Annotated in this window: 22 protein-coding genes; 16 read left to right on the top strand and 6 right to left on the bottom strand. The window is 67.0% G+C overall.

Features of this window, described 5'->3' with window-relative positions; genetic code table 11:
* The first annotated feature begins 41 nt into the window (after positions 1-41).
* From ACWGRX_RS10015 to ACWGRX_RS10025, 3 genes are read left to right on the top strand one after another with little or no spacing between them, the layout of a single operon-like run.
* Positions 42-257 carry a NepR family anti-sigma factor gene (locus tag ACWGRX_RS10015; protein WP_291635771.1) on the top strand — a complete coding sequence of 72 codons (216 nt, stop codon included), beginning with the start codon at positions 42-44 and terminating at the stop codon, positions 255-257.
* A complete protein-coding gene (locus tag ACWGRX_RS10020; protein WP_291635773.1) occupies positions 244-804 on the top strand; it encodes a sigma-70 family RNA polymerase sigma factor in 561 nt (186 codons plus the stop codon). Before ACWGRX_RS10015 ends, ACWGRX_RS10020 begins: the two co-directional genes overlap by 14 nt.
* 1 nt (position 805) lies before the next feature.
* The gene (locus ACWGRX_RS10025; RefSeq protein ID WP_452117429.1) at positions 806-2,458 is read left to right on the top strand and encodes a histidine kinase dimerization/phosphoacceptor domain -containing protein; all 1,653 of its coding nucleotides are present in this window, start codon (positions 806-808) and stop codon (positions 2,456-2,458) included.
* Between the two features lie 330 nt (positions 2,459-2,788).
* On the opposite strand, the gene ACWGRX_RS10030 is transcribed toward ACWGRX_RS10025, so the two are convergent.
* Both ACWGRX_RS10030 and ACWGRX_RS10035 read right to left on the bottom strand, forming a co-directional pair.
* Positions 2,789-3,064 carry a hypothetical protein gene (locus ACWGRX_RS10030; RefSeq protein WP_291635777.1) on the bottom strand — a complete coding sequence of 92 codons (276 nt, stop codon included), beginning with the start codon at positions 3,062-3,064 and terminating at the stop codon, positions 2,789-2,791.
* Between the two features lie 108 nt (positions 3,065-3,172).
* Entirely contained in the window at positions 3,173-4,981 is a 1,809-nt protein-coding gene (locus tag ACWGRX_RS10035; protein WP_452117430.1) for an ABC transporter ATP-binding protein/permease, read from the bottom strand.
* 194 nt (positions 4,982-5,175) lie between these two features.
* Between ACWGRX_RS10035 and ACWGRX_RS10040 the strand changes: the two genes are divergently transcribed.
* From ACWGRX_RS10040 to ACWGRX_RS10050, 3 genes are all read left to right on the top strand, one after another.
* A complete protein-coding gene (locus tag ACWGRX_RS10040; protein WP_452117431.1) occupies positions 5,176-5,937 on the top strand; it encodes a Crp/Fnr family transcriptional regulator in 762 nt (253 codons plus the stop codon).
* 121 nt (positions 5,938-6,058) lie between these two features.
* A complete protein-coding gene (locus tag ACWGRX_RS10045; RefSeq protein ID WP_291635783.1) occupies positions 6,059-6,871 on the top strand; it encodes a class I SAM-dependent methyltransferase in 813 nt (270 codons plus the stop codon).
* Positions 6,872-6,975: 104 nt separating this feature from the next.
* Positions 6,976-7,536, top strand: a complete 561-nt coding sequence (locus tag ACWGRX_RS10050; protein ID WP_452117432.1) for an NADPH-dependent FMN reductase — start codon at positions 6,976-6,978, stop codon at positions 7,534-7,536.
* A gap of 19 nt (positions 7,537-7,555) precedes the next feature.
* On the opposite strand, the gene ACWGRX_RS10055 is transcribed toward ACWGRX_RS10050, so the two are convergent.
* The gene (locus ACWGRX_RS10055) at positions 7,556-8,071 is read right to left on the bottom strand and encodes a hypothetical protein (protein WP_452117433.1); all 516 of its coding nucleotides are present in this window, start codon (positions 8,069-8,071) and stop codon (positions 7,556-7,558) included.
* A gap of 139 nt (positions 8,072-8,210) precedes the next feature.
* Between ACWGRX_RS10055 and recQ the strand changes: the two genes are divergently transcribed.
* Both recQ and gyrB read left to right on the top strand, forming a co-directional pair.
* Complete coding sequence (gene recQ, locus ACWGRX_RS10060) at positions 8,211-10,049, top strand: DNA helicase RecQ (RefSeq protein ID WP_452117656.1); 1,839 nt, start codon at positions 8,211-8,213, stop codon at positions 10,047-10,049.
* A 118-nt stretch (positions 10,050-10,167) separates the two neighbouring features.
* Positions 10,168-12,591 carry a DNA topoisomerase (ATP-hydrolyzing) subunit B gene (gyrB, locus tag ACWGRX_RS10065; protein ID WP_452117434.1) on the top strand — a complete coding sequence of 808 codons (2,424 nt, stop codon included), beginning with the start codon at positions 10,168-10,170 and terminating at the stop codon, positions 12,589-12,591.
* Positions 12,592-12,735: 144 nt separating this feature from the next.
* Here gyrB and ACWGRX_RS10070 read toward each other — a convergent pair whose 3' ends face one another.
* Entirely contained in the window at positions 12,736-13,233 is a 498-nt protein-coding gene (locus ACWGRX_RS10070) for an Lrp/AsnC family transcriptional regulator (protein ID WP_452117435.1), read from the bottom strand.
* A gap of 104 nt (positions 13,234-13,337) precedes the next feature.
* Between ACWGRX_RS10070 and ACWGRX_RS10075 the strand changes: the two genes are divergently transcribed.
* The 4 genes from ACWGRX_RS10075 (at position 13,338) to ACWGRX_RS10090 (ending at position 17,361) form a co-directional block, all read left to right on the top strand.
* Positions 13,338-14,558 carry a diaminopropionate ammonia-lyase gene (locus ACWGRX_RS10075; RefSeq protein ID WP_452117436.1) on the top strand — a complete coding sequence of 407 codons (1,221 nt, stop codon included), beginning with the start codon at positions 13,338-13,340 and terminating at the stop codon, positions 14,556-14,558.
* Entirely contained in the window at positions 14,558-15,721 is a 1,164-nt protein-coding gene (locus ACWGRX_RS10080; RefSeq protein ID WP_452117437.1) for a M20 aminoacylase family protein, read from the top strand. The genes ACWGRX_RS10075 and ACWGRX_RS10080 overlap by 1 nt, the downstream gene beginning before the upstream one ends.
* 136 nt (positions 15,722-15,857) lie before the next feature.
* Positions 15,858-16,865, top strand: coding sequence for an amino acid ABC transporter substrate-binding protein (locus tag ACWGRX_RS10085; RefSeq protein ID WP_452117438.1), 1,008 nt, complete (start codon positions 15,858-15,860; stop codon positions 16,863-16,865).
* Between the two features lie 253 nt (positions 16,866-17,118).
* Positions 17,119-17,361, top strand: coding sequence for a DUF3297 family protein (locus ACWGRX_RS10090; protein ID WP_291635799.1), 243 nt, complete (start codon positions 17,119-17,121; stop codon positions 17,359-17,361).
* Between the two features lie 19 nt (positions 17,362-17,380).
* On the opposite strand, the gene ACWGRX_RS10095 is transcribed toward ACWGRX_RS10090, so the two are convergent.
* Complete coding sequence (locus ACWGRX_RS10095; protein ID WP_452117439.1) at positions 17,381-17,923, bottom strand: GNAT family N-acetyltransferase; 543 nt, start codon at positions 17,921-17,923, stop codon at positions 17,381-17,383.
* Positions 17,924-18,174: 251 nt separating this feature from the next.
* On the opposite strand from ACWGRX_RS10095, the gene ACWGRX_RS10100 reads away from it, so the two are divergent.
* From ACWGRX_RS10100 to ACWGRX_RS10110, 3 genes are all read left to right on the top strand, one after another.
* Complete coding sequence (locus ACWGRX_RS10100; RefSeq protein WP_452117440.1) at positions 18,175-18,942, top strand: YiiX/YebB-like N1pC/P60 family cysteine hydrolase; 768 nt, start codon at positions 18,175-18,177, stop codon at positions 18,940-18,942.
* A gap of 94 nt (positions 18,943-19,036) precedes the next feature.
* A complete protein-coding gene (gene lepA / locus ACWGRX_RS10105; protein WP_291635806.1) occupies positions 19,037-20,842 on the top strand; it encodes a translation elongation factor 4 in 1,806 nt (601 codons plus the stop codon).
* Between the two features lie 89 nt (positions 20,843-20,931).
* On the top strand, positions 20,932-21,267 hold the full coding sequence (locus ACWGRX_RS10110) for a hypothetical protein (protein ID WP_452117441.1): 336 nt from the start codon (positions 20,932-20,934) through the stop codon (positions 21,265-21,267).
* 55 nt (positions 21,268-21,322) lie between these two features.
* Here the strand turns inward: ACWGRX_RS10110 and ACWGRX_RS10115 are convergent, their stop codons facing one another.
* Entirely contained in the window at positions 21,323-21,934 is a 612-nt protein-coding gene (locus ACWGRX_RS10115) for an HAD family hydrolase (RefSeq protein ID WP_452117442.1), read from the bottom strand.
* A gap of 207 nt (positions 21,935-22,141) precedes the next feature.
* Between ACWGRX_RS10115 and ACWGRX_RS10120 the strand changes: the two genes are divergently transcribed.
* The gene (locus ACWGRX_RS10120) at positions 22,142-23,050 is read left to right on the top strand and encodes a protein-methionine-sulfoxide reductase heme-binding subunit MsrQ (RefSeq protein WP_452117443.1); all 909 of its coding nucleotides are present in this window, start codon (positions 22,142-22,144) and stop codon (positions 23,048-23,050) included.
* Positions 23,051-23,054: the final 4 nt, after the last annotated feature.

The following is a 23,054-nucleotide window of genomic DNA, read 5'->3' on the forward strand; positions in this document are numbered from 1 at the left end:
AGCCGGCAGCGCGCCATAGGAGTAGAAAAACGATGCATACCATGAACTCCGATCTGCCGGAGAGAGACGAGGCCGACGCCGAATTCGAGACCGTGCTCGATCCGAAGGTGCAGGAATCGATCGGCCGCTCGCTCAAGGCCCATTACGACGACCTGATCAACGCGCCGATCCCCGACAAGTTTCTCGTGCTGCTGGCCCAGCTCGAAGCCACGGAACGCCGCCTGCCGACCGAGGGCGAGTCCGATGAGCGCCGATGATTTCAAGGACGGCCTGATCGCCGAAATTCCGAATCTGCGCGCTTTCGCGGCGTCGCTCTCCGGCTCGATGCAGCTCGCCGACGACCTGGTCCAGGACACCCTGCTCAAGGCCTGGGGCAATGCCGAGAAGTTCCAGCCGGGCACCAGCCTCAGGGCCTGGCTCTTCACCATCCTGCGCAACACCTATTACTCGCTCTACCGCAAGCGCGGCCGCGAGGTGCAGGACAGTGACGGCACCTATGCCGACCGGCTGGCGACCCATGGCAACCAGGAAAGCCATCTCGACCTCGCCGACTTCCGCAAGGCTCTGGCCAAGCTGCCGGAGGAGCAGCGCGAGGTTCTGATCATGGTCGGAGCCACCGGCCTGTCCTATGAGGAGACCGCGGAGATCTGCGGCGTCGCGATCGGTACGATCAAGAGCCGGGTCAATCGCGCCCGATCGAGGCTGGCGGAGCTCCTCTCGATCGGCGGCGTCGACGATCTCGGCCCGGATCACAGGATCACCGCTGCGGTGCAGCGGGCCGGCCCGGAAATCGTCAACGGGTGAAATGGCTCTCTCCCTGTTCAGGACTGTCCGGGGCCGCCTTCTGGCGCTGATGGTCGCGATCGCCCTGCCCATCGCCGCTTTGACGGCGGCGGCGGCCGTCTCGACCTACCGAACCGTGCTGGACGCGATCCAGATTTCGCAGGCGCGCGCAGCGGACGACTACGCCGTGCGGGCGCGCATCTGGTTTCGGGGCGCCCTGCGCGCGCTGCTCTCGACGAGCGCGACCGTCGCCGCGCTTCCGCCCGAACCGGCTTTCGACTGCCGGACGCTGGACGGCGTGCTGCGCAGCTCAGCCGGCTATCTGGCCCTGCATTTCACGATCCCTGGACGGGGTCCCTGCTCGGTGTCGATCACGCCACAGATCAGCGCGGACGACCTCGCCCGGGTTTCGGCCGATATGCTGCGCAAGCCACGGGTGCCGATCTGGGGCGGTGTCGAGCTGTCCGAAGCGCGCTATGGCCGGGTCGAGCTGCACGGCCAGGCCTATCTCGCCATTCACACCCGCCGCCCCCCCGGAAGCGGCCCGGAAGAGGCCGCGCTGCTGCTGACCAGCACGGAATTGCTCAACAGCGCCTTCGAGCTCGGCACCGCCGATGCGGGACTGATCGTCGGCATGATCAGCCGCGGCAGCGGCGTGGTGATCCAGCGTGGCGGCAGCGATGGCGACGACAGCTGGCTGCCGGAGGACGAGATCGTCCCCGACCAGATTCAACGCTGGCGCGGGACAAGTCGGGCCGGCGAGGCGCGCTCCTATGCCGCCAGGATGGTGGCGGCGCCGGACCTCTATGTCATCGCCAGCTTCGACCAGAGGGCGGAAAAAGCTGCGGCGACGCAGTTCTACGCGCTCCTGCTGGCCCCGCTGCTGACGCTCGGCCTGCTCTGCATCGTGTATCTCAAGGCCGTCGACCAGCATTGCGTGCGCTGGCTGCGCGGCATCGAGACGGCGGCACGGGCGCGGCGCGCGGATGCCAGTGCCCGCGCCGCGATATCGAACGAGATGCCCGGCGACATTCGCAGCGTCGCCGAGGCCTTCAACACCATGGTCGACGAGCAGGAGGTCCGGCAGCGCAAGCTGCAGGCGGCGCTCGACGACAACCGCTTCCTGGTCCGCGAACTGCATCACCGCGTCAAGAACAGCCTGCAGGTGGTGCAGAGCTATATCGGCCTGACCAAGCGCGACCATCAGGGCGAGGCCAGGATCGCGCTCTCCGACGCCGAATGCCGGGTCCATGTGCTCTCCGCCGCCTACCGCTTCACGCTCGCCGATGGCGAGATGCAACCGGTGCGCATCGACCTGTTCCTGGACGATGTCGTCGCCATGATCACGAGCCTTGTGCGCTCCCGCTCGCAATCGGTTGTCGGCAAGGTCGAGACCGAGGCCGCGCTGCCGATCGACCGCATTATTCCGCTCGGCTTCCTGATCGTCGACGTCGTCTCGCGGACCCTGCGTGCGGTGCCGGGGATCGGCATCGCCATCATGGTGACAGATCACGACGCGGAGACGATCGAGGTCGCGATCACGGCCGACCGGGAGACACCGCCAATCGCGCCGCCCCGGCTCTTCGCGGGACTGCTGACCCAGGTCGAGGCGACCGAAATCGGTGCCGCGCGGGGCGCCAGCCTCGGCGTCTGGCGCATCCGCCACCGCCATTGACGGCGCGCAGCGCCCCGCCCTTCCGCCGCCGGCACAGGCCCGGCGACTGGCGCGGTCGCGGTGGCCGCGCAGTGTCCATGACGCGCAGATCGGAGAAAGCAGGCGGGCGCAGCAGCAGCCGCGGTGGCCCGAAGGAAACCGAGTGCGCATAAACGATAGGGCCTGGCGGATGCGCGGATACATGCCCCCGGAGGCAGCACTCTCCGGGCCGCCTGGATAGCGGACCCGGAGCGAACCGCATGACGCCATGGAAAAAGCCGCCTTGCGGCGGCTTCATGCTTCGGCTCCCTGCAGATACGCAGCAGCGAGGCTGCGGCTCCCGCGGCCAGTTCAGCGCAGGACGGTGCCGCCCTGCAGACGGGCTTCCTGCCGCGAGGTCGGAACCACGCGATGGGCGAGGTCGCGGCGCGTCTCGGCCGGGTTCACGGCGGCGAGCTGGATGTCCGAGGGGATGCCGCGCTGGATCTTGGCTTCGGCGACCGCCTGCGAGCTCTCACCGACACCGTTCTGAAGCGCGGCGCCGGTGGTCAGCGCGGTCACGACCAGCGCCATGGCGCCGAAGAAGGTGGCAGCGCGCTTGAGAGGGGCAAGGCTGGCGGTCGTCATCTTAGCTCTCCCGATTCGCATGGGCCGCTCGCGGCGGCTTCGGTCTGTCAACCGACTCGGAAGGGTTTTGTTCCAGGGAGAAGCGGAATCGCGCGCGCTTCAAATTTTTCAAGTGGTGCGGTCATTGGCGGCGATGCGCCCGCGGAAAAGGCGCCAGAGCGATTTGCCGAGACGCTTCGAGGTCAGTTGCGCACCGGCTTGGCGCTTCTCCAGGGTGATCTTTCGGTCGTGGAAGTCCTCGAGGCCCGGCCTGTGGCCGACGCTGATGACGGTGGCCTCGGCGAGCTCCTCGTCGAGGAGGCCGAGCAACGAATTCTGGCTGTCCTCGTCGAGAGCGGAGGTCGCCTCGTCCATGATGATGATGTCGGGCTTCTGGATCAGCAGACGCGCGAAGGCGACGCGCTGACGCTCGCCGCCGGAAAGCGTCTGGTCCCAGCGTTCCTCCTCGTCGAGCCGCTTGGCGAGATAGGACAGGCCGCAGCGCTTCAAGGCGACGACGACGACCTCGTCCGAGACCCTGCTCTCGGCCTCGGGATAGAGCAGCACATCGCGCAAGGTGCCCATCGGCAGATAGGGCTTCTGCGGCACGAAGGCGAGCCGTTTGCCACGCGGCAGGCCGATCGAGCCGGAGCCCCAAGGCCAGAGCCCGGCGAGTGCCCGGATCAGCGTGCTCTTCCCCGAGCCGCTCTCGCCGGTGATCAGCACCTTCTCGCCGGGCTCGACCACCCCCGACGTGTCGGCGATGACGATGCGGCCATTGCTATGGGCGATCGAGAGGTTGTCGATATGGATGGCGCCGTCGACGCTCTCGCCGAGCGCAATCTGCGTTTCGCCCTCCATGATCGTGCCGACATCCAGCGCCTCGAGCGCTTCAGCCAGTTCGTCGACGCGGGTAACGGAGGCGAACCATTCGGCGAGGCGGACGAAATTGTCGACGAACCAGATCAGCGCTGCCTGCACCGCGCTGAAGGCGGCCACGACCTGCATCACAGCGCCCAGCGTGATTTCGCCCGAGAGGTATTTCGGCGCGATGAGGAGCAGCGGCACGATCGGGAAGAGCGCGCCATTGGTGTTGAGCACGATCGCGATGACGCCCTGCTGGCGAATGACGTTGAGCCAGGCGGCGACGACGCGGCCATAATTCTCGCCGACGGAGTCGCGCTCGTCGGCGTCGCCCTTGATCAGGGCGATGCTTTCGGCATTCTCGCGCAGACGCGTCATCTCGGCCCGGAACTGCGCCTCCGCCTCGTTCTTGGCGGCGATGCGCGGGACCAGCGGCCGGCCGGCGAAATAGGCCGCGAGCGAGGCGATCACCGCATAGAGCACCGCCGCGAGCGCCATGTAGCTGGGGATGACGATCTCCGTGCCACCCAGGCTGAAGCGCGCCGAACCGGCGACCTGCCAGAGGATCGCCGCGAAGGTCGCCGCCGTCACCGCCGCGCTGATCAGCCCGATGGCGAACTCGACCAGGGGCTCGATGGCGAGCCTGACATCATCGGCGATGCGGTATTCGGGAGCCGACTGCTCGCGCGTGATGAACTGCAGCCGGTAATAGCGCTGATCAGCGATCCACCAGCCGGCGATGTGACGGGTGAGCCATTCGCGCCAGCGCACCTGCAGGAGCATGCGGCCGACCACCAGGCAGGACAGGCTCAGGGCCGAGCCGACGATGAGCAGCGGCAGCCAGGAGACCGCATACCAGACGCCGGCGAGATCGCGCTTTTCGAGCGCGTCGAAGAACAGCCGGTTCCAGCCATTGACGCCGACCGCCGCGCCGAGCTGGGCCGCGACGAAGAACAGGACCAGCAGGGTCAGGGTCCAGGCGCGCAGGCGGCTCTCGCCCGTCCAGAACCGCAACGCGACGCGGAAGAACTGCCGCATGCGCGAACGCCGCGTCACGGTGGAAGTGTCGTTCATGCGGCCGGGCTCCAGATCGCCGCCGTCTGGCCCTATGACATTGCTAAGCGAGGGCTTTCGCGGCAGAGAGGAAAACGCGAAGCCGGAGCGAGAGTTCCGGCCGCGAGCCGACGATATTGCGATGCACAGGCATATCGGCCGCCGCGGCCGGAGCCGTATCGCGGCGCAGGCTGGAAGGCAGGGAAGCGAACCGCATGGTCATGGTCGCGACGACCAATCGAAACCGGACGGGGGTGCCATGCCTCGCCTGCCCCTTGCGTCTCAGGCCGGCCTTCAAGGACAAGCCGGACGAGGAAGTGCGCTTCATCCAGACGATGAAGCTCGACCATCGCCAGCTCCCGGCCGGTACCGACATCATCCATCCCGGCCAGGAGGATGCCGAGCTCTACACGCTCTTCTCGGGCTGGGCCTTCCGCTACAAGTCGCTGCCGGACGGGCGCCGGCAGATCCTCAACTTCCTCCTGCCGGGCGATCTGGTCGGCCTGCAGGCCTCGCTGCTCAGCGCCGCCCAGCACGGCATCGAGGCGCTGACCGAAGTCGAGCTCTGCGTCTTTCCGCGCCGCCGCACCTATGAGCTGTTCGCCCGCATGCCGGCGCTCGCCTATGAGCTCGCCTGGCTCGGCTCGCGCGAGGAATCGCTGATCGACGAGAACCTGACCTCGGTCGGCCAGCGCAACGCCCAGGAGCGGATCGCGGCGCTGCTGATCTCGCTCTATCGGCGGGCGGATGCGCTGGGCCTCGTCAGCGAGGACAGCTTCGCCTTCCCGCCGACCCAGCAGCACCTCGCCGACGCGCTCGGCCTGTCGCTGGTCCACACCAGCAAGACCTGGTCGCGGCTGCGCCGGGCCGGGCTGTTCTCGCTTTCAGGCGGACGACTGAAGCTGCTCAATCCGCGCCTGACCGAGCGCATGGCCATGCTTTTCGAGAGCGAGCGCCGGCCGCGACCGTTGATCTGACGCGGCCGTCGGAAAAACCGCTGGATTCGTCGGACGCTTGACCCCATATGACAGCGGCGTAACGTCACAGCACTGTCGTGATCCCGGTGGCTCGGGGCCGCGACGCGCGCTCAGAGGTCCTATGGTCCATCCCGCTCCCGGCTCGCGGCCGCGCAACGCTTCTCTTGCCACGCGGCTCGGTCAATCCTCGGTCGCAGCCCGGCTCGAGGACGAGATGCGCCTGACTGCCGCCGAACTGGCCGACAGTGTCGCCCAGGCCAGGCTGCGCGTGGCGGCGGCCCGCTACAAGGTCGAGGACGAGGTCCGCAACACCGCCGGCAAGCTGAAGACCCGCGTCCGCAAGGCTGCCGACGAAGCACGCGCCAAGTTCGGCGACGATGCCCGCTTCCTGAAATCCTGGATCGATTCGCCCGGCCGGACCGGCGCCGTCGCGCCCTCGAGCCCCTTCCTCGCCAAGCGCATGGCTTCCTATGTCGACCCGCAGGTCGAAGGGCCGGTGGTCGAGATCGGCCCCGGCACCGGGCCGGTCACCGAGGCGCTGATCGCCCGCGGCATCGACGAATCCCGCCTGGTTCTGGTCGAGTTCGCTCCCGAATTCTGCGAGCTGCTGCGCAAGCGCTTCCCGCGCGCCACCATCGTCGAGGGCGACGCCTATGCGCTGTCGACGACGCTGCAGGGCCATCTCGGCGAGAAGGCGAGCGCAGTCGTCTCCAGCCTACCGCTGTTCAACCGTCCGCCGGTGGAACGCTCGGCGCTGGTCAACGACGCCTTCGACAATGTACTCCAGCCCGGCGCGCCCTTCATCCAGTTCACCTATGCGATGGTCTCGCCGATCACCCGCAAGGGCTCCGGGCTGAAGTCCCAGGTTTCCGACTGGGTGCTGCGCAACATTCCGCCGGCGCGCGTCTGGGTCTATCGCCGCGCCAAGCCCTGATGTTTGACGGGCCCTGAGTCTTCCTTCCTTCGCATCGCGAGGGCAAGCTGACGGCAAACGCGCCGCTCAGCGCGCCTGCCCTGTCGCCTCTGCCGGAGCCCATCATGCCAAGAATCCTCGTCTTCGCCGGTTCCTGGCGGCCGGGCTCGATGAACACGCGGCTCGCGACCCTGGTGGCCAAGAGGCTCGCCGCGGCCGGCGCCGAGGTGACGCAGATCTCGCTCGGCGATTATCCCCTGCCGCTGATCGACGCCCGTGCCTTCGACAACGACCCGCCGGCCGAGGCGAAAGCGCTCGCCGCGCTGGTCGAGGCGCATGACGGACTCTTCATCGTCAGCCCGGAATACAATGCCGGCTACCCACCGGCGCTGAAGAACGCGCTCGACTGGATCAGCATCGTCCGCTCGGGCGGGCCGGGCCTGCGCGGTAAGGTCGTGGCGCTGGGCGGCGCCTCCGCCGGGTCGCTCGGGACCTATCGCTGCCTGACTCAGCTGCGCACCGTGCTCGAACTCGGCTTCGGCGCGCTGCTCGTGCCGGAAATGCTCGCCGTCGCCGGCGCCGACAAGGCCTATGGCGAGGATGGCGAACTCAGCGACCGTCGTACCGCCGGCTTCCTCGACAAGGTCATCGCACGGCTGATCAAGGTCGCCGCGATGCATCCCTGACCGACAGGCGGGCGGCGAGCTATTCCAGCCGGCAGGGTCCGGCGGCCGGCGAAAGCCGCCAGACGCCGTCATCGGGCTTCGCCGGAATCCGGATCGCCCCGTCGGCGATCTCCTCGGCATCGTAGGGATCGGGATTGGCGGTGATCCCGGCATTGCGGATGTCGAGCGCCCCGTTCGGGCCGCGCTCGATCCGCCAGCTGCCCGCATCCCATTCCGGCCGGCAGAGCAGGCCCTGCCCTGCAGCACGGCAAAAGCCGCCGAGCTGATAGTCGAAGCCCTGGTCCGGCTTCACGCGCTCGCGCAGATTGATGTGGAGCATGACATAGACGCTGCCGCCCTCTCCCGGCTGCCAATTCTCCGGCGCATGCAGCAGGCGGATCCTCGCGACCTTCTGGCGCGGATGCTTGGCGAGATGGGCCGCATCATAGCTGCGCTCCCAGCAGGCATTCGCTTTCGGTGGCAATTCGCGCTCGAGCGGGCGGGCCTGGACGGCAGGTGCAGCGAGCAGAAGAAGGAAGGCGAAGGCAAGGCGCATGGCTGGCTCTCCCGGCATGGCTCGCAGCGGCTGCCAGCGTCGCGCGCGGCCGCCCGGCGATCAAGCGGGCTTTGCCGTCGTCGGGGATGATTTCGCGCCATGGCTGGCCTTCCGGCCGCAAATCCGGCACATCCGGGCGATGTCGTCGCCCAGCGAATCAAAAGCCCGCGCGATCCTGAAGTCGGTCTTCGGCTATGATGATTTCCGCCCTGGACAATGGGAGGTCATCGAAGCCGCTTTGTCCGGCCGCGACGTCTTCGCGGTGATGCCGACCGGCTCGGGCAAGTCGATGTGCTACCAGCTGCCGGCGCTGGTCGCAGGCGGGCTGACCCTGGTCGTCTCGCCGCTGATCGCGCTGATGCGCGACCAGGTCGGGCAACTCGTCCGCGCCGGCGTGCCGGCCGCATCGCTCAACTCGATGAACAGCGAGGAGGAAGCGGCGCAGGCTTGGGACCGGCTCAATGCCGGCGAGCTGCGCCTGCTCTTCGTTTCGCCGGAGCGCCTCGCCGGAGAGGGGCTGGTCGGGCGCCTGCGCCGGCTCGGCGTGACCCGGCTCGCCATCGACGAGGCGCATTGCGTCTCGCAATGGGGGCACGATTTCCGCCCCGAATACCGCCTGCTCTCCAAGGTCCGCGAGGCGCTCGGCAATGTCCCGGTCACGGCTCTGACCGCGACGGCCGACCGCCAGACGCGAGACGACATCGCCCAGCAGCTCTTCCCGCAGCCGCCGCATCTGGTGGTGCATTCCTTCGACCGGCCGAACCTGAAGCTCGCCTTCGCGCCGAAGGACCAGCCGCGCCGGCAGATCGCCGATTTCCTCAAGGTCCATCGCGGCGGCTCGGGCATCGTCTACTGCTCGTCGCGCGGGCGCACCGAACGCCTGGCCGAAGGCCTGCGCGAGAAGGGCTACAAGGCCTATGCCTATCATGCCGGGCTGGAACAGGCCGAGCGCAACCGCAACCAGGACATCTTCCTGCAGGAGGACGGCGTCGTCGTCTGCGCCACGATCGCCTTCGGAATGGGCATCAACAAGCCCGATGTCCGCTTCGTCGTCCATGCCGACATGCCGGGCTCGATTGAGGGCTATTATCAGGAGATCGGCCGCGCCGGGCGCGATGGCCTGCCAGCCGACACGCTGACCCTCTACGGCGTCGACGACATGGCGCTGCGCCGCCGCCAGATCGAGGAGAAGGCGATCGACGACGAGCGCCGCCGGATCGAGCACAAGCGCCTCAACGCGATGATCGACCTGTGCGAATCGGCGCTCTGCCGGCGCAGCGCGCTGCTCTCCTATTTCGGCGAGGACACCCTGCCCTGCCGCCACGGGAATGCGCCGTTCCGCTGCGACCTCTGCGGCCCGGAGGCGCCGGAACTCGCCGATGCGACGCTCGATTCGCGAAAACTGCTCTCGGCGGTGGCGCGCTCCGGCCAGCGCTACGGCGCCGGCCATCTCGCCGACATCCTGACCGGCACGGCGACCGAGGCGATCCGCCGCCAGAACCATGACGGGCTGAAGACCTTCGGAGTCGGCTCCGACAAGCCGAAGAGCGCCTGGACGGCGCTGACCCGAAAGCTCTTCGCCGCTGGCGCGCTGGCCGAGGCCAGCACCGAACATGGCGGCTTCTGCCTGACGGAGAAGGGCGAGGACATCCTGTTCGGACGCGAGCCGATCGCGCTCAGGATCGACCCGCATGCCGAGCGGCGGGCACGGCGCGGCGCGCGCGAGGCGGCTCGCGCCGACGGGCTCGACGGCGACACTGCCGCGCTGTTTGAGCATCTGCGCCAGCTGCGCCTGACGCTCGCCCGCGAGGAAGGCGTCGCCGCCTATATCATCTTCACCGACCGGACGCTGATCGCCATGGCGCGCGAGCGGCCGCTCGGGCTCGAGGAGATGCGCGGCATCGAGGGCGTCGGCGAACGCAAGCTCAGCCAGTATGGCGAGGCCTTCCTCGACGCGATCTCGACATTCTCTGGCTAAAGCGGCGCGTCTCGCGTACGTACGCACGCGCACGTGAAAAAGCCATGCTGAAGCCCTATATTATCCTGACGAATCAAGATCATCGCGGGCGCTGGCTCGCCCGCTGAAGGACCCCGACATGAGCGATGCCGCCCGCGACCTCGAGGACGCCGCCTATGGCGCCGATTCCATCAAGGTTCTCAAAGGCCTGGATGCGGTGCGCAAGCGCCCCGGCATGTATATCGGCGACACCGATGACGGCTCCGGCCTGCACCACATGGTCTACGAGGTCGTCGACAACGCCATCGACGAGGCGCTGGCAGGGCATGCCGACCTCGTCACGGTGACGCTGAACGCCGATGGCTCGGTAACCGTCAGCGACAATGGCCGCGGCATCCCGACCGATATCCACAGCGAGGAAGGCATCTCGGCGGCCGAGGTCATCATGACCCAGCTCCATGCCGGCGGTAAGTTCGACCAGAACTCCTACAAGGTCTCGGGCGGCCTGCACGGCGTCGGCGTTTCCGTGGTCAACGCGCTTTCGGTCTCGCTCAAGCTCAGGATCTGGCGCGGCGGGAACGAGCATTTCATCGAGTTCCGCCATGGCGAAGCGGTCGCGCCGCTCGCCGTCGTCGGCCCGGCCGGCGACAAGCGCGGCACGGAAGTGACCTTCCTGCCGTCGCAGGAGACCTTCACCATGGTGGAGTTCGACTTCAAGACGCTGGAACACCGGCTGCGCGAGCTCGCCTTCCTGAACTCCGGCGTGCGCATCGTGCTGACCGATGCACGCCATGCCGAGGTCGTGCGCGAAGAGCTGATGTATGAGGGCGGCGTCGAGGCCTTCGTGCGCTATCTCGACCGGGCTAAGTCGCCGGTGATCGACAAGCCGATCATGCTCACCTCGGAGAGGGACGGGATCACGGTCGATGTCGCGCTCTGGTGGAACGACAGCTACCACGAGAACGTGCTCTGCTTCACCAACAACATCCCGCAGCGCGACGGCGGCACGCATCTCGCCGGCTTCCGCGCCGCGCTGACGCGCCAGGTCACCGGCTATGCCGAGAGCTCCGGCATCTCGAAGAAGGAGAAGGTCTCGCTCACCGGCGATGATTGCCGCGAAGGCCTGACCGCGATCGTCTCGGTCAAGGTTCCCGATCCGAAATTCTCCTCGCAGACCAAGGACAAGCTGGTCTCCTCGGAAGTCCGTCCGGTGGTCGAGAACGTCGTCAACCAGGCGCTCGCGACCTGGCTGGAGGAGCATCCGAACGAGGCCAAGACCATCGTCGGCAAGGTCGCCGAGGCCGCAGCCGCACGCGAAGCCGCCCGCAAGGCCCGCGACCTCACCCGCCGCAAGGGCGCGCTCGATATCGCGTCTCTCCCAGGCAAACTGGCTGATTGCCAAGAGAGGGACCCCGCTAAATCCGAGCTCTTCATCGTCGAGGGTGACTCGGCCGGCGGCTCGGCCAAGCAGGGCCGCGCCCGCGAATACCAGGCCGTCCTGCCGCTCCGCGGCAAGATCTTGAACGTCGAGCGGGCACGCTTCGACAAGATGCTCTCCTCCGACCAGGTCGGGACACTGATCACGGCGCTCGGTGCCGGCATCGGCCGCGAGGAGTTCAATATCGAGAAGCTGCGCTACCACAAGATCATCATCATGACGGACGCCGACGTCGACGGCGCCCATATCCGTACGCTGCTCCTGACCTTCTTCTACCGGCAGATGCCGGAGGTGATCGAGCGCGGCCATCTCTTCATCGCCCAGCCGCCGCTCTACAAGGCGGCGCGCGGCAAGTCGCAGACCTATCTCAAGGACGAGCGCGCGCTCGAGGACTACCTCGTCGACTCCGCGCTCGACGGCGCGGTCTTCCGCACGGGCGACGGCAGCGAACGCGCCGGCCCCGATCTGCGGGCCCTGATCGAGGAAGCGCGCAGCGTGCGCCACACCCTGTCGCAATTGCATTCGCGCTATGACCGGCGCGTCGTCGAGCAGACCGCGATCGCCGGCGTGCTGCGTCCGCAGGACGGCCAGAGCGAAGCCGAGCTGGAGGAGGCCGCGGCCTATGTCGCGCGCCGGCTCGACGCGATCTCGGACGAGATCGAGCGCGGCTGGGAGGGCAAGGTCGCCGAAGCCGGCTTCGTCTTCTCGCGGCTGGTGCGCGGGGTGAAGCAGGTGGCGACGCTCGATGCCGGCCTGCTCGCCAGCGCCGAGGCGCGCCGGCTCGACGCTGCCGCCACCGCACTGCAGGAGGCCTATGCCAAGCCGGGCGTGCTCAGCCGCAAGGGCGACGACCATATCGTCAACGGCCCGAGCGACCTGTTCGAGGCGGTCAACGCCATCGGCCGCAAGGGCGTCTCGCTGCAGCGCTACAAGGGCCTCGGCGAGATGAACCCGGACCAGCTCTGGGAGACGACGCTCGACCGCGACGTACGCTCGCTGCTGCGCGTCAAGAACGACCAGAACGACGAGGCCGACGATCTCTTCGTCAAGCTGATGGGCGACGTTGTCGAACCGCGCCGCGAGTTCATCCAGACCAACGCGCTCAACGCCACGGTCGACACCTGAGCCACGGAAAACTGTCCGCCACCTCGCTCGATCGCGCCGCATTTGGACAATACCTTCCAGATGCAGCGTGATCGCTTTCAAGCGCTTCGGGCATGCCCGGCGCGGAAAACCTCCGGGCTTCGATCAAGGCATGAGGCCGCCCGGTCACGACGGATGCGCCAGCGGAACCGTCAGACCGACCTTCACGCGGTCCATCGCGACGAAGGTACGGAACTTCCGGACATTGTTGTTCTCGAAGAACAGGTTGCGCGTCAGCGCTTCGTAAGCGGCCATGCTGGGCACGACGACCACCAGGATAAAATCGGCCTCGCCGGTGACATAGTAGCATTGCTGCACCGCTTCTGCGGCCGTGAACTCGCGCTTGGCCGCGTCGATATCCTGGGCCGTCTCGCTGACGAGCTCGACTTCCACGAAGAGCGTGATCGCCTGGCCGACAGCCGCCGGCTCGATGACCGCGACATTCGCCCGGATCACACCGGCCTGCTCCAGCCGCTTGATCCGGCGCTGGACGGCTGGAGCCGACAGGTTGACCGCCTCCCCGATCACCCGTTGCGGCGTCGTGTTGTCGCGCTGCAGGATGCGCAGGATGGCGATGTCGAAGCTGTCGAGGGTCAGCGAGGTGGACGATACGAGCCTGGTCAATCGGCGCTCCGATGAAACAAACTTGCATTTAAAGCGCGCGATTGCAGCGCTCTTTGCGCGCCCGATTTAATATCTTTGCGCCGTCATCAAAGGCAAGGACGGCAATGTTCCTTCTCAACCAGCACCCTGACCATGGCGGGCAGCTTGCCCCTGTCGACGCGGAAACGCTTGGCGTCGCCGCTGCAGACGAGGTCGAGCGCTTCCTGTCCCACCGGCAAAATCACGCGATCACGCCGCTCCATCTCCTCCCCGGACTCGCTGCCGAGCTCGGCATCGGCGAACTCGCGGTGAAGGATGAGGGTCGGCGGCTCGGCCTCGGCAGCTTCAAGGCGCTGGGCGGTGCCTATGCCGTCATACGGCTCGTGCTCGAAGAGGCGTCGAAGCGCCTCGGCCGCCCCGTCGATGTCGCGGAACTGCATGCGCCCGAGGTCGAGGCTGTCGCGGGCAGCATGAGTTTCGCCTGCGCAACGGACGGCAATCACGGGCGCTCGGTGGCGCAGGGCGCCGCGCTCGTCGGCGCAAGAGCGGTGATCTTCGTGCATGGCGGGGTCAGCGACGAGCGCGTCGCGGCGATCGCCCGTTTCGGCGCCGAGATGCGCCGGGTTGCCGGCACCTATGACGATTCGGTTCTGGAAGCGTCGCGCGTGGCGAAGGAGGAGGGCTGGACCGTCGTCTCGGACACCTCCTGGCCGGGTTATGAACGGATTCCCGGCCTCGTGATGCAGGGCTACACGGTGATCGTGCGCGAGGCCCTGCAACAGCTCGACTATCCTCCGACGCATGTCTTCGTCCAGGCCGGGGTCGGCGGGATCGCCGCGGCGCTCGCAGCCCATCTCGCCCTCGCTCTCGGCGACCGGCGGCCGATTTTCATCGTCGTCGACCCGGCCCGCGCCGCCTGCATCGTCGAGACCGCGAAGGCCGGCCAACCGGTCAAGGTCGCGCACGGCGAACCGACGGTGATGGCGATGCTCGAATGCTACGAGCCTTCCCCCATCGCCTGGCGCGTGCTGTCGCGCGTCGCCGACGCGTTCATGACGGTCGAGGATGCCGACGCGGTCGCCGTGATGAACCGCTTGGCCCGCCCCTCGGCCGGCGACCCGGCGATCGTCGCCGGCGAGAGCGGCGGTGCCGGCCTCGCCGGGCTTCGCCGCGCTGCGGCCGATCCGGCGATGCGCGCGGCGCTGCGGCTCGACGCCTCGTCGCGCGTCCTCGTCGTCAACACTGAAGGCGCGACCGATCCCGGCCGCTACGAAGTCCTCGTCGGACTTTCGCCGGGTGCGGTAGGCTCATCCAACCCGATGTCAGCGCGACAAGGCGGCTTCTGATGGCCAAGCTCGATCACGGCATCCTCCAGGACGAAATGACGGGCTGGCGCCGCCAGCTGCATGCCAATCCCGAATTCGGCTTCGAGGAGAAGCGGACCGCGGCCTTCGTCGCCGCCAGGCTGCGCGAATTCGGCCTCGACGATGTCACTGAAGGCATCGGCGGCACCGGCGTGGTCGGGACGCTGAAGCGCGGCAGCGGCAACCGCTCGATCGCCTTGCGGGCCGATATGGACGCGCTGCGCATCACCGAGCAGGGCGACCATGCCCATCGCTCGCGCTCGCCCGGAATCATGCATGCCTGCGGCCATGACGGCCATACGACGATGCTTCTGGGGGCCGCCAAGCTGCTCGCCGAGGAAGGCGGCTTCGACGGCACGGTGCGCTTCCTGTTCCAGCCGGCCGAAGAATGGGGCAAGGGCGCGCTCGCCATGCTGGCCGACGGGCTGCTCGAACGCTTCCCCTTCGAGGAGATCTACGGGCTGCACAATGCCCCCGGCCTCGCGATCGGGCGGTTCCAGACGCGGGCCGGCCCGTTCATGTCGGCCGAGGACAATTTCGAGATCGTGCTCAGGGGCGTCGGCGGCCATGCCGCGCGCCCGCATTCGGGCAATGAGGTCCTGGTCGCGGCCTGCGCGCTCGTCACCAATCTCCAGACCATCGTCGCGCGCCGTCTGAGCCCGACGGATATCGGCGTCGTCTCGGTGACCGAACTGCTGACGGACGGGACGCGCAACGCCTTGCCCGGTCTGGCGCGCATTCTCGGCGATGCCCGCAGCTTCCGCCCCGAGATCAGCGCGGCGATCGAGAAACAGATGGGCGTGATCGTCGCGGGCACGGCGCTGGCCTACAATGTCACCGCCGAGCTGAGCTATACGCGCGAATTCGTGCCGCTGGTGAATGACGAGGCGCTGGTGCAGGAGGCACTCACCGCCGCCCGCACGGTGTTCGGGGATGACGGCATCGCCGTCGCGCGCGAGCCGATGACCGGCTCGGAGGACTTCGCGCGCTTTCTCGAGCATGTCCCGGGCTGTTTTGCCTATGTCGGCAATGGCGAAGCGTCCTCGCCGCTGCACAACCCGACCTATGATTTCGACGATGAAGGCCTGATCCACGGCGCGCGCTTCCACGCCGCGATCACGCGCCAGCGCCTTCGTCCGGCATAGGCCACCAGCCGTCCGCCGATGCCGCACGCTGCCGCCTCGCCGGAGGCGCCGGCGCGGCAGCGCGCGGGTGGTAGCGCCACGCTTTGCGCAGATGACCCCATAGAAAAACAAGCAACGACAATCGGAGGATCGAACGATGAGAGCTATTACGGCCGCAGCAATTCTTGTGGCGACGATGTCCGGTGCCGCGAACGCCAGCACCCTCGAGAATGTGACCAAGCGCGGCACGCTCAAATGCAGCTCGTCGGTCGGCACGCCCGGCTTCGCCATCCCCGACAAGAGCGGCAAATATGTCGGCCTCGACATCGATTTCTGCCGGGCCATCGCCTCGGCGATCTTCGGTGACCCCGACAAGATCTCGATCATCCCGCTGAGCCCCGCAGCGCGTTTCACGGCGCTTCAGACCGGCGAAGTCGATGTGCTGTTCAACACGACCACCTGGACCCTGGGCCGGGAAGCGACCAACGGCATCCTGTTCGCAGGCGTGAACTATTATGACGGCCAGGGCATCATGGTGCGTTCCGGGGAAGTCCAGAGCGCCAAGGAACTCAATGGCGCGACGATCTGCACCAATCAGGGCTCGACCACCGAACTGAACCTGACCGACTTCTTTCGCGTCAGTAAGCTCAAGAACGAGATCGTCGCCTATTCCTCGCAGGAGGAGGCCGCCCAGGCCTACCAGGCCGGCCGCTGCGATGCGTTCAGCTCCGACCGTTCGGTCCTCTATGCGTTCCGGACCAAGCTCACCGAGCCCGAGAAGCACACGATCCTGAACGAGACGCTCTCCAAGGAGCCGCTCGGCCTGGCCGTCCGGCAGGGCGACGACCAATGGTACAACATCGTCAAATGGGCCGCCCATGCCCTGCATGCCGCCGAGGAATTCGGCCTGACCTCGGCCAATATCGCGGAAACCGCGAGCACCACGGCCAATCCGAACATCCTCCGGCTGGTCGGCAAGGAAGGAAAGCTCGGCGACGCGCTCGGCCTGCCGAATGAGTGGGCCTACAATATCGTCCTGAAGGTCGGCTCCTATGCCGAGGTCTTCGAGCGGAACATCGGCAAGGACAGCCCGCTCAAGATCAAGCGCGGCATCAACGCATCATGGAAGGACGGCGGTCTGCACTACGCCCCGCCGATCCGCTGACACCCAAGCTCACAGCGCAGCGACGAAGCGACTGCTTCAGCCGTGACGATCTCGCCGGTGGCTCGCCGCCGGCGAGATTTGCTTTCGCCTGGAGTCGAGCACCAGCCTGGTTGCTGCGGCCATGATGACGATCCCCGGAGCGAGCCGCACGGGCGAATTTGTTGAGCGCGCGATCTGAGGGTATGGGAGGCGGGACTAGGCGCCCGATCGGCGCCGGATGATCTCGCAAAGACCCAGACGAAGGCCCGACACGATGACCGACACCCTGCCCGACCGGCTCTCCTCGAACCCGAACAGCCCCTATTACAATGAGGAGCTGCTCGCGCGTGACATCGGCGTGCGCTTCAAGGGCGTCGAGAAGACCAATGTCGAGGAGTACTGCATCAGCGAGGGCTGGGTGCGCCTGACCGCCGGCAACGCCAAGGACCGCCACGGCAACCCGATGACGGTCAAGCTCAAGGGCGAGGTCGAGCCCTATTTCCGCAAGGCCGAGTGACAATCCGCCGTCGCCCGCCTCAGGCCGGCGACGGCAACGCCTTGTAGAAGAAGGTCGAGCCGCAGTCTCGGCCGTCCGGCATCAGCGCATAGCGCGGGATCGTGCCGGCTTCCGTCCAGCCCAACCGGTTGTAGAGACGCCGCGCCGCGCCGGCCTCGTCGGTGTCGAGCACCAGCAGATCGCGGCCCATGGCGAGCGCCTGTGCCTCGGCCGCCCGCATCAGCGCCTCGCCGATGCCGCGACGCCGGGCCCCCGAATGCACCAGAACCTTGGCGATCTCGGCCCGGTGCGGCTGGTTCGGCTTGCCGACCGGATGCAGCTGCGCCGTGCCGACGATGCCCTCGGCGCCGCGCGCGACGAACAGCAGTACGGCCCCGGTCTCGACCTGCTCGGCGATGCCCTGCCAGAAGCGCTCGAAATCGGCCGATGTGTTGAAGTCCATGAAGCCGACCGAGGCGCCGTTCGCCACGGCATCGCGCAATATCTCGGTCAGCGCCGGAACCGCGGCAGCGGCGCCCGCCCCGTCCAGCCTCTCGATCGCGATTTCAGCATCTTCCTGCATTTTTCCTCCGTCCTTCCTACAAGATCGGCATTTCGTCCATCAAGCAAGATTTATTCCATTATGATGGATGCGCATGGCGAGATGCCTGCTCGTCGCGCCGGGGCGGACCAAGTCTCAACCCGGACTTTACGATGTTCGGCGATTCCCGTTCTCTCGCGGCCAAGCCAGTCAGGTGCTTACCGAAAAGTCACGCCGCGCCGCTTTGCTGGTGGGGAAGACGCCGGGGACGGCGCCGACGCAGGGAGGCGTCGATGAACAGAGGGCTGGAGTTGCTCGGACGCTCGCTGGTGCGCTTCATCACCCGCGGCAAGCCACAGGCCGGACCGGTCGACGCCAAGGCACTGGCGCGGATGCGGACGGCACTGCGGCCCGGCGACGTGCTCCTGGTCGAAGGCAGCATGAAGGTCTCGGCCGCGATCAAATATCTGACGCAGTCGACCTGGTCGCATGCCGCGCTCTATGTCGGCGATACCGGAAAATTCAGCCCCGAGGGCGAGCCGCTGGAGCTCGCCGAGGTCGAGATGGATGTCGGCTGCGTGCTCTCGCCGCTGGCGAAATACGGTGCTTTCGGCACAAGGATCTGCCGGCCGCAGGCGCTCGACCGCGAGGGCCGCCAGATCGCCGTCGACTACGTGCTCGACCGGCTGGGAATGCAATATGACCTGAAGAACATCCTCGATCTCGCGCGCTGGCTCTTCCCGCTACCCTGGGCGCCGGCCAACTGGCGCCGGCGGATGATCGCGCTCGGCTCCGGCGACCCGACGCGGGCGATCTGCTCGACGCTGATCGCGCAGGCTTTCGAGGCGGCGCGCTATCCGGTTCTGCCGACGATCGAATACGCCCAGGCCATGGGCGAGGAGGACTATCGCGAAATCCTGCACATCCGGCATCACTCGCTCTACATGCCGCGCGACTTTGACATTTCGCCCTATTTTGCCGTGGTGAAGCCGACGCTGGAGGCGGGCTTCGACTACAAGGCGCTGAACTGGGCGCAGGAACGCCTGCTGGCGGCACAATAGCGCCGGCCACGCCGGCCCTGCCCCTTGCAAGGATCATTGCGCAGAGCCATCGCAAACCCTTGGCGCAACCCGCGCGCACTGCTATCTGCGGCCGATGAGCACCCGCAGCTTCGACAACATCCGCAACTTCTCGATCGTGGCCCATATCGACCACGGGAAGTCGACCCTCGCCGACCGGCTGATCCAGCAGACCGGCACGGTCGCCGCACGCGACATGAGCGAGCAGATCCTCGACTCGATGGACATCGAGAAGGAGCGCGGCATCACCATCAAGGCGCAGACCGTCCGGCTGGATTACAAGGCCAAGAACGGCAAGGATTACATCCTGAACCTGATGGACACGCCCGGGCACGTCGACTTCGCCTATGAGGTCTCGCGCTCGCTGGCCGCCTGCGAGGGCTCGCTGCTGGTCGTCGACGCCTCGCAGGGCGTCGAGGCGCAGACGCTGGCGAACGTCTACCAGGCACTCGACGCCAATCACGAGATCGTCACCGTCCTCAACAAGATCGACCTGCCGGCCGCCGATCCCGAGCGGATCAAGGAGCAGATCGAGGATGTGATCGGCCTCGACGCCTCGGACGCCGTGCCGATCTCGGCCAAGACCGGCCTCAACATCGAGGGCGTGCTCGAAGCGATCGTCGAGAAGCTGCCGGCGCCGAAGGGCGACCCGGACGCCTCGCTCAAGGCGATGCTGGTCGATTCCTGGTATGACGCCTATCTCGGCGTCGTCGTCCTGGTGCGCATCATCGACGGCGTGCTGAAGAAGGGCATGTCGATCCGGATGATGCGGGCCAATGCCAGCTATGGCGTCGACCGCGTCGGCGTGTTCAAGCCGAAGATGACCGAGGTCAAGGAACTCGGCCCCGGCGAAGTCGGCTTCTTCACCGCCTCGATCAAGGAGGTCGCGGACACCGCGGTCGGCGATACCATTACCGATGACCGCAAGCCGGTCGCCGAGCCGCTGCCGGGCTTCAAGCCGGTGCAGCCGGTGGTGTTCTGCGGCATCTTTCCGGTCGATGCCGCCGATTTCGAATTGCTGCGCGGCGCCATGTCGAAGCTGCGCCTGAACGATGCCTCCTTCTCCTATGAGATGGAGACCTCGGCGGCGCTCGGCTTCGGCTTCCGCTGCGGCTTCCTCGGGCTCCTGCATCTGGAGATCATCCAGGAGCGGCTCGAGCGCGAGTTCAACCTCGACCTGATCTCGACCGCGCCCTCGGTCGTCTATCATCTCAAGCTGCGCGACGGCACGGTGCTGGAGCTGCACAACCCGGCCGACATGCCGGATGTGATGAAGATCGAGGCGATCGAGGAGCCCTGGATCCGGGCGACGATCTTCACCCCCGACGAATATCTCGGCTCGGTTCTGAAGCTCTGCCAGGATCGGCGCGGCCTGCAGATCGATCTCGGCTATGTCGGCAGCCGCGCCAAGGTGGTCTACGACCTGCCGCTGAACGAGGTGGTGTTCGACTTCTACGACCGGCTGAAATCGATCTCGAAGGGCTATGCCTCCTTCGACTACCAGATCACCGATTATCGCGAGGGCGACCTCGTGCGCATGTCGATCCTGGTCAATGCCGAGCCGGTCGACGCGCTCTCCATGCTGGTGCATCGCACCAGGGCCGAATCCCGCGGCCGCGCCATGTGCGAGAAGCTCAAGGAGCTGATCCCGCCGCATATGTTCCAGATCCCGGTGCAGGCGGCGATCGGCGGCAAGATCATCGCCCGCGAGACGATCCGGGCGCTGCGCAAGGACGTGACCGCGAAATGCTATGGCGGCGACGCCTCGCGCAAACGCAAGCTCCTCGACAAGCAGAAGGAAGGCAAGAAGCGGATGCGGCAGTTCGGCCGCGTCGAGATCCCGCAGGAAGCCTTCATCGCCGCCCTCAAGATGGACGACTGAGAACCGCAGGCCGCGCGCGAAAGCACGCGGCCTGGAACCAAAAGCCCTCCTCGACGTTGATTCTCGCCCTTGGAAGGGAGGACAGCATCGTGGACAGACGCTCTTTCCTCGGAAGCCTGATAGGCGCCCTGGCGGCAGCGGGCTTCGCATCGGCAGGTCTGGCGGCCCAGCCGCAGAAAGCCGCGCCGGCAGCGCCGCGCCGGCCGGAATCCGCACCCGAGATCGACGCCGAAGCGCTCGACAAGACCGAGGCCGACTACGCCCAGTACTATTATTACGGCCCCCGACGCCGCTATTGGCGGAGACCCTATTATGGCTATGGCCCGCGCTTTTACGGGCCACGCTACTACCGGCCCTACCCCTATTACCGACCCTATGGCTATCGGCCCTATCGCCGCTATTACGGCCCACGCTACTACTGGTAGCCGCCCCGTCCGAAGCCATGCCCCGGCGCTGCGAGACGCGGCGCCGGGCTTTGCCTCAGAGCGCGGCGCCGAGCGCGCGCAACTCGCCTCTGAGGTCGATCGGCTCGCGGAAATGCACCGCCTGCATGCCGACCGAACGCGCGCCCGCGACATTCTTCTCGCTGTCGTCGATGAAGATGCAGTCGGAGACATCGAGCCCATAACGCTCGATCAGCACATGGTAAATGGCGGGGTCGGGCTTGAGCAGCCGTTCATGGGCGGAAACGATCGTGCCGTCGAAGCTGCGCAGAAAGGGGAAGCGGACCAGGCATTCCGCCCATTTCTCGCGCGAGAAATTGGTGATGGCGTAGACCTGCTCGCCTTTGGCCTTGAGCTCGGCCAGCACCGCGACGCTGTCCTCGATCACGCCCGGCACGGTTTCGTGCCAACGCTCGTCGAAAGCCCGGATCTCACGCTCCCATTCCGGATGCTCGGCAACGAGGAGGGCGACGGCATCCGTCCAGGGCCGGCCGCGATCCTGCTCGATGTTCCAGGCGGCCGTGCAGACATTCGTCAGGAACCAGTCGCGCTTAGCGTCGTCCGGGATCACGTCCCGGTAAAGATGGAACGGGTCCCAGCGCAGCAGGACGTTACCGACATCGAAAACCACCTTGGGACTGCGCGACATCGAGCTTCTCCGTTCCGGTGCCGGCGAATCGCGGCTGCACATGCGGCCCGAATCGAAACGCAAAGCGTGATCTATGGGAAGCTCAATCGGCATGCGCCGATGCAGGGCCGGCTCACGACCGCTCACGCGCTTGTGCGCAGAGATGCATGACGCCCGCGGCGAATCTGGCGTATCCGGGTTGCGACCCCGAGGGCAAAGGGAGCGAGCATGGCTCTGATCGAGGCGAGCGACTGGCCGTGGACCGACAGGAAGGGGCGCTTCGATGCGCTCCGCGCCGGCTGCTTCGCGCTGGTGCTGATGCCGGCCGCCTACCTCGCCTATCAGGCCTTCGCCCATCAGCTCGGCTCGAAACCATGGACGCAGGCGGTGCACGATACCGGCACCTGGAGCCTGCGCATCCTTGTCGTCACCCTCGCGGTGACGCCGCTGCGTCGCATCCTCGACTGGAACCGGCTGATCGGCATCCGCCGCATGCTCGGCCTCTCGGCGCTCGCCTATGCGCTCGGCCACCTGGCGCTCTACTGCATCGATCTCGGCTTCGACTGGGGGCTGATCGCCTCCGAGATCGTCAAGCGCTTCTACCTTATCGTCGGCATCACCGCGCTGACCGGCCTCGTCGCGCTCGGGGCGACCTCGACCGACGGCATGATCCGCCGGCTCGGTTCAGCACGCTGGCAGCGTCTGCACAGCCTCGTCTACCCGATCGCCATGCTCGGCCTGTTCCATTTCGCCCTGCAATCCAAGATCGACGTGACCCAGCCGGTGCTGCTCGCCGGGCTCTTCGCGCTGCTGATGGCCTATCGCGGCCTCAATCGCCTCGGCATTCCGCTGAGCTTTGCTTCGCTCGCCCTGACCGCGCTCGCGACCGGCCTCGCCACGGCACTGGCCGAAACCGCCTGGTACGCCTTCGCCACCGGCGCCTCGGCCTGGCTGATCTTCCAGGCCAATGCCGACATCATCGTCTACCAGGACTGGACGGCGCTGCGTCCCGGCCATTGGGTGGCGCTGGTCGGGCTTTGCCTGGCGCTGCTGCATCTCTGGCGCAAGCCCGCGCAGCGGCCGGCGCGGCGCGAGCGTCGCCGCGCGCAGCCGGTCTCCACGGCCGCGCCGGGCTGACCCT

It is taken from the genome of Allobosea sp. NPDC055594, assembly GCF_053618995.1.

What these genes read in the sequence shown, in the direction of transcription:
- gyrB (WP_452117434.1), top strand. Translation starts at nt 10,168, where the DNA reads ATGAGCGATGCCGCCCGCGACCTCGAGGACGCCGCCTATGGCGCCGAT.
- ACWGRX_RS10095 (WP_452117439.1), bottom strand. Translation starts at nt 17,923, where the DNA reads ATGCAGGAAGATGCTGAAATCGCGATCGAGAGGCTGGACGGGGCGGGC.
- ACWGRX_RS10075 (WP_452117436.1), top strand. Translation starts at nt 13,338, where the DNA reads ATGTTCCTTCTCAACCAGCACCCTGACCATGGCGGGCAGCTTGCCCCT.
- ACWGRX_RS10035 (WP_452117430.1), bottom strand. Translation starts at nt 4,981, where the DNA reads ATGAACGACACTTCCACCGTGACGCGGCGTTCGCGCATGCGGCAGTTC.
- ACWGRX_RS10090 (WP_291635799.1), top strand. Translation starts at nt 17,119, where the DNA reads ATGACCGACACCCTGCCCGACCGGCTCTCCTCGAACCCGAACAGCCCC.
- ACWGRX_RS10120 (WP_452117443.1), top strand. Translation starts at nt 22,142, where the DNA reads ATGGCTCTGATCGAGGCGAGCGACTGGCCGTGGACCGACAGGAAGGGG.
- ACWGRX_RS10015 (WP_291635771.1), top strand. Translation starts at nt 42, where the DNA reads ATGAACTCCGATCTGCCGGAGAGAGACGAGGCCGACGCCGAATTCGAG.
- ACWGRX_RS10100 (WP_452117440.1), top strand. Translation starts at nt 18,175, where the DNA reads ATGAACAGAGGGCTGGAGTTGCTCGGACGCTCGCTGGTGCGCTTCATC.
- ACWGRX_RS10030 (WP_291635777.1), bottom strand. Translation starts at nt 3,064, where the DNA reads ATGACGACCGCCAGCCTTGCCCCTCTCAAGCGCGCTGCCACCTTCTTC.
- ACWGRX_RS10040 (WP_452117431.1), top strand. Translation starts at nt 5,176, where the DNA reads ATGGTCATGGTCGCGACGACCAATCGAAACCGGACGGGGGTGCCATGC.
- ACWGRX_RS10025 (WP_452117429.1), top strand. Translation starts at nt 806, where the DNA reads ATGGCTCTCTCCCTGTTCAGGACTGTCCGGGGCCGCCTTCTGGCGCTG.
- ACWGRX_RS10020 (WP_291635773.1), top strand. Translation starts at nt 244, where the DNA reads ATGAGCGCCGATGATTTCAAGGACGGCCTGATCGCCGAAATTCCGAAT.
- ACWGRX_RS10050 (WP_452117432.1), top strand. Translation starts at nt 6,976, where the DNA reads ATGCCAAGAATCCTCGTCTTCGCCGGTTCCTGGCGGCCGGGCTCGATG.
- ACWGRX_RS10115 (WP_452117442.1), bottom strand. Translation starts at nt 21,934, where the DNA reads ATGTCGCGCAGTCCCAAGGTGGTTTTCGATGTCGGTAACGTCCTGCTG.
- recQ (WP_452117656.1), top strand. Translation starts at nt 8,211, where the DNA reads ATGTCGTCGCCCAGCGAATCAAAAGCCCGCGCGATCCTGAAGTCGGTC.
- ACWGRX_RS10045 (WP_291635783.1), top strand. Translation starts at nt 6,059, where the DNA reads ATGGTCCATCCCGCTCCCGGCTCGCGGCCGCGCAACGCTTCTCTTGCC.
- ACWGRX_RS10080 (WP_452117437.1), top strand. Translation starts at nt 14,558, where the DNA reads ATGGCCAAGCTCGATCACGGCATCCTCCAGGACGAAATGACGGGCTGG.
- lepA (WP_291635806.1), top strand. Translation starts at nt 19,037, where the DNA reads ATGAGCACCCGCAGCTTCGACAACATCCGCAACTTCTCGATCGTGGCC.
- ACWGRX_RS10055 (WP_452117433.1), bottom strand. Translation starts at nt 8,071, where the DNA reads ATGCGCCTTGCCTTCGCCTTCCTTCTTCTGCTCGCTGCACCTGCCGTC.
- ACWGRX_RS10085 (WP_452117438.1), top strand. Translation starts at nt 15,858, where the DNA reads ATGAGAGCTATTACGGCCGCAGCAATTCTTGTGGCGACGATGTCCGGT.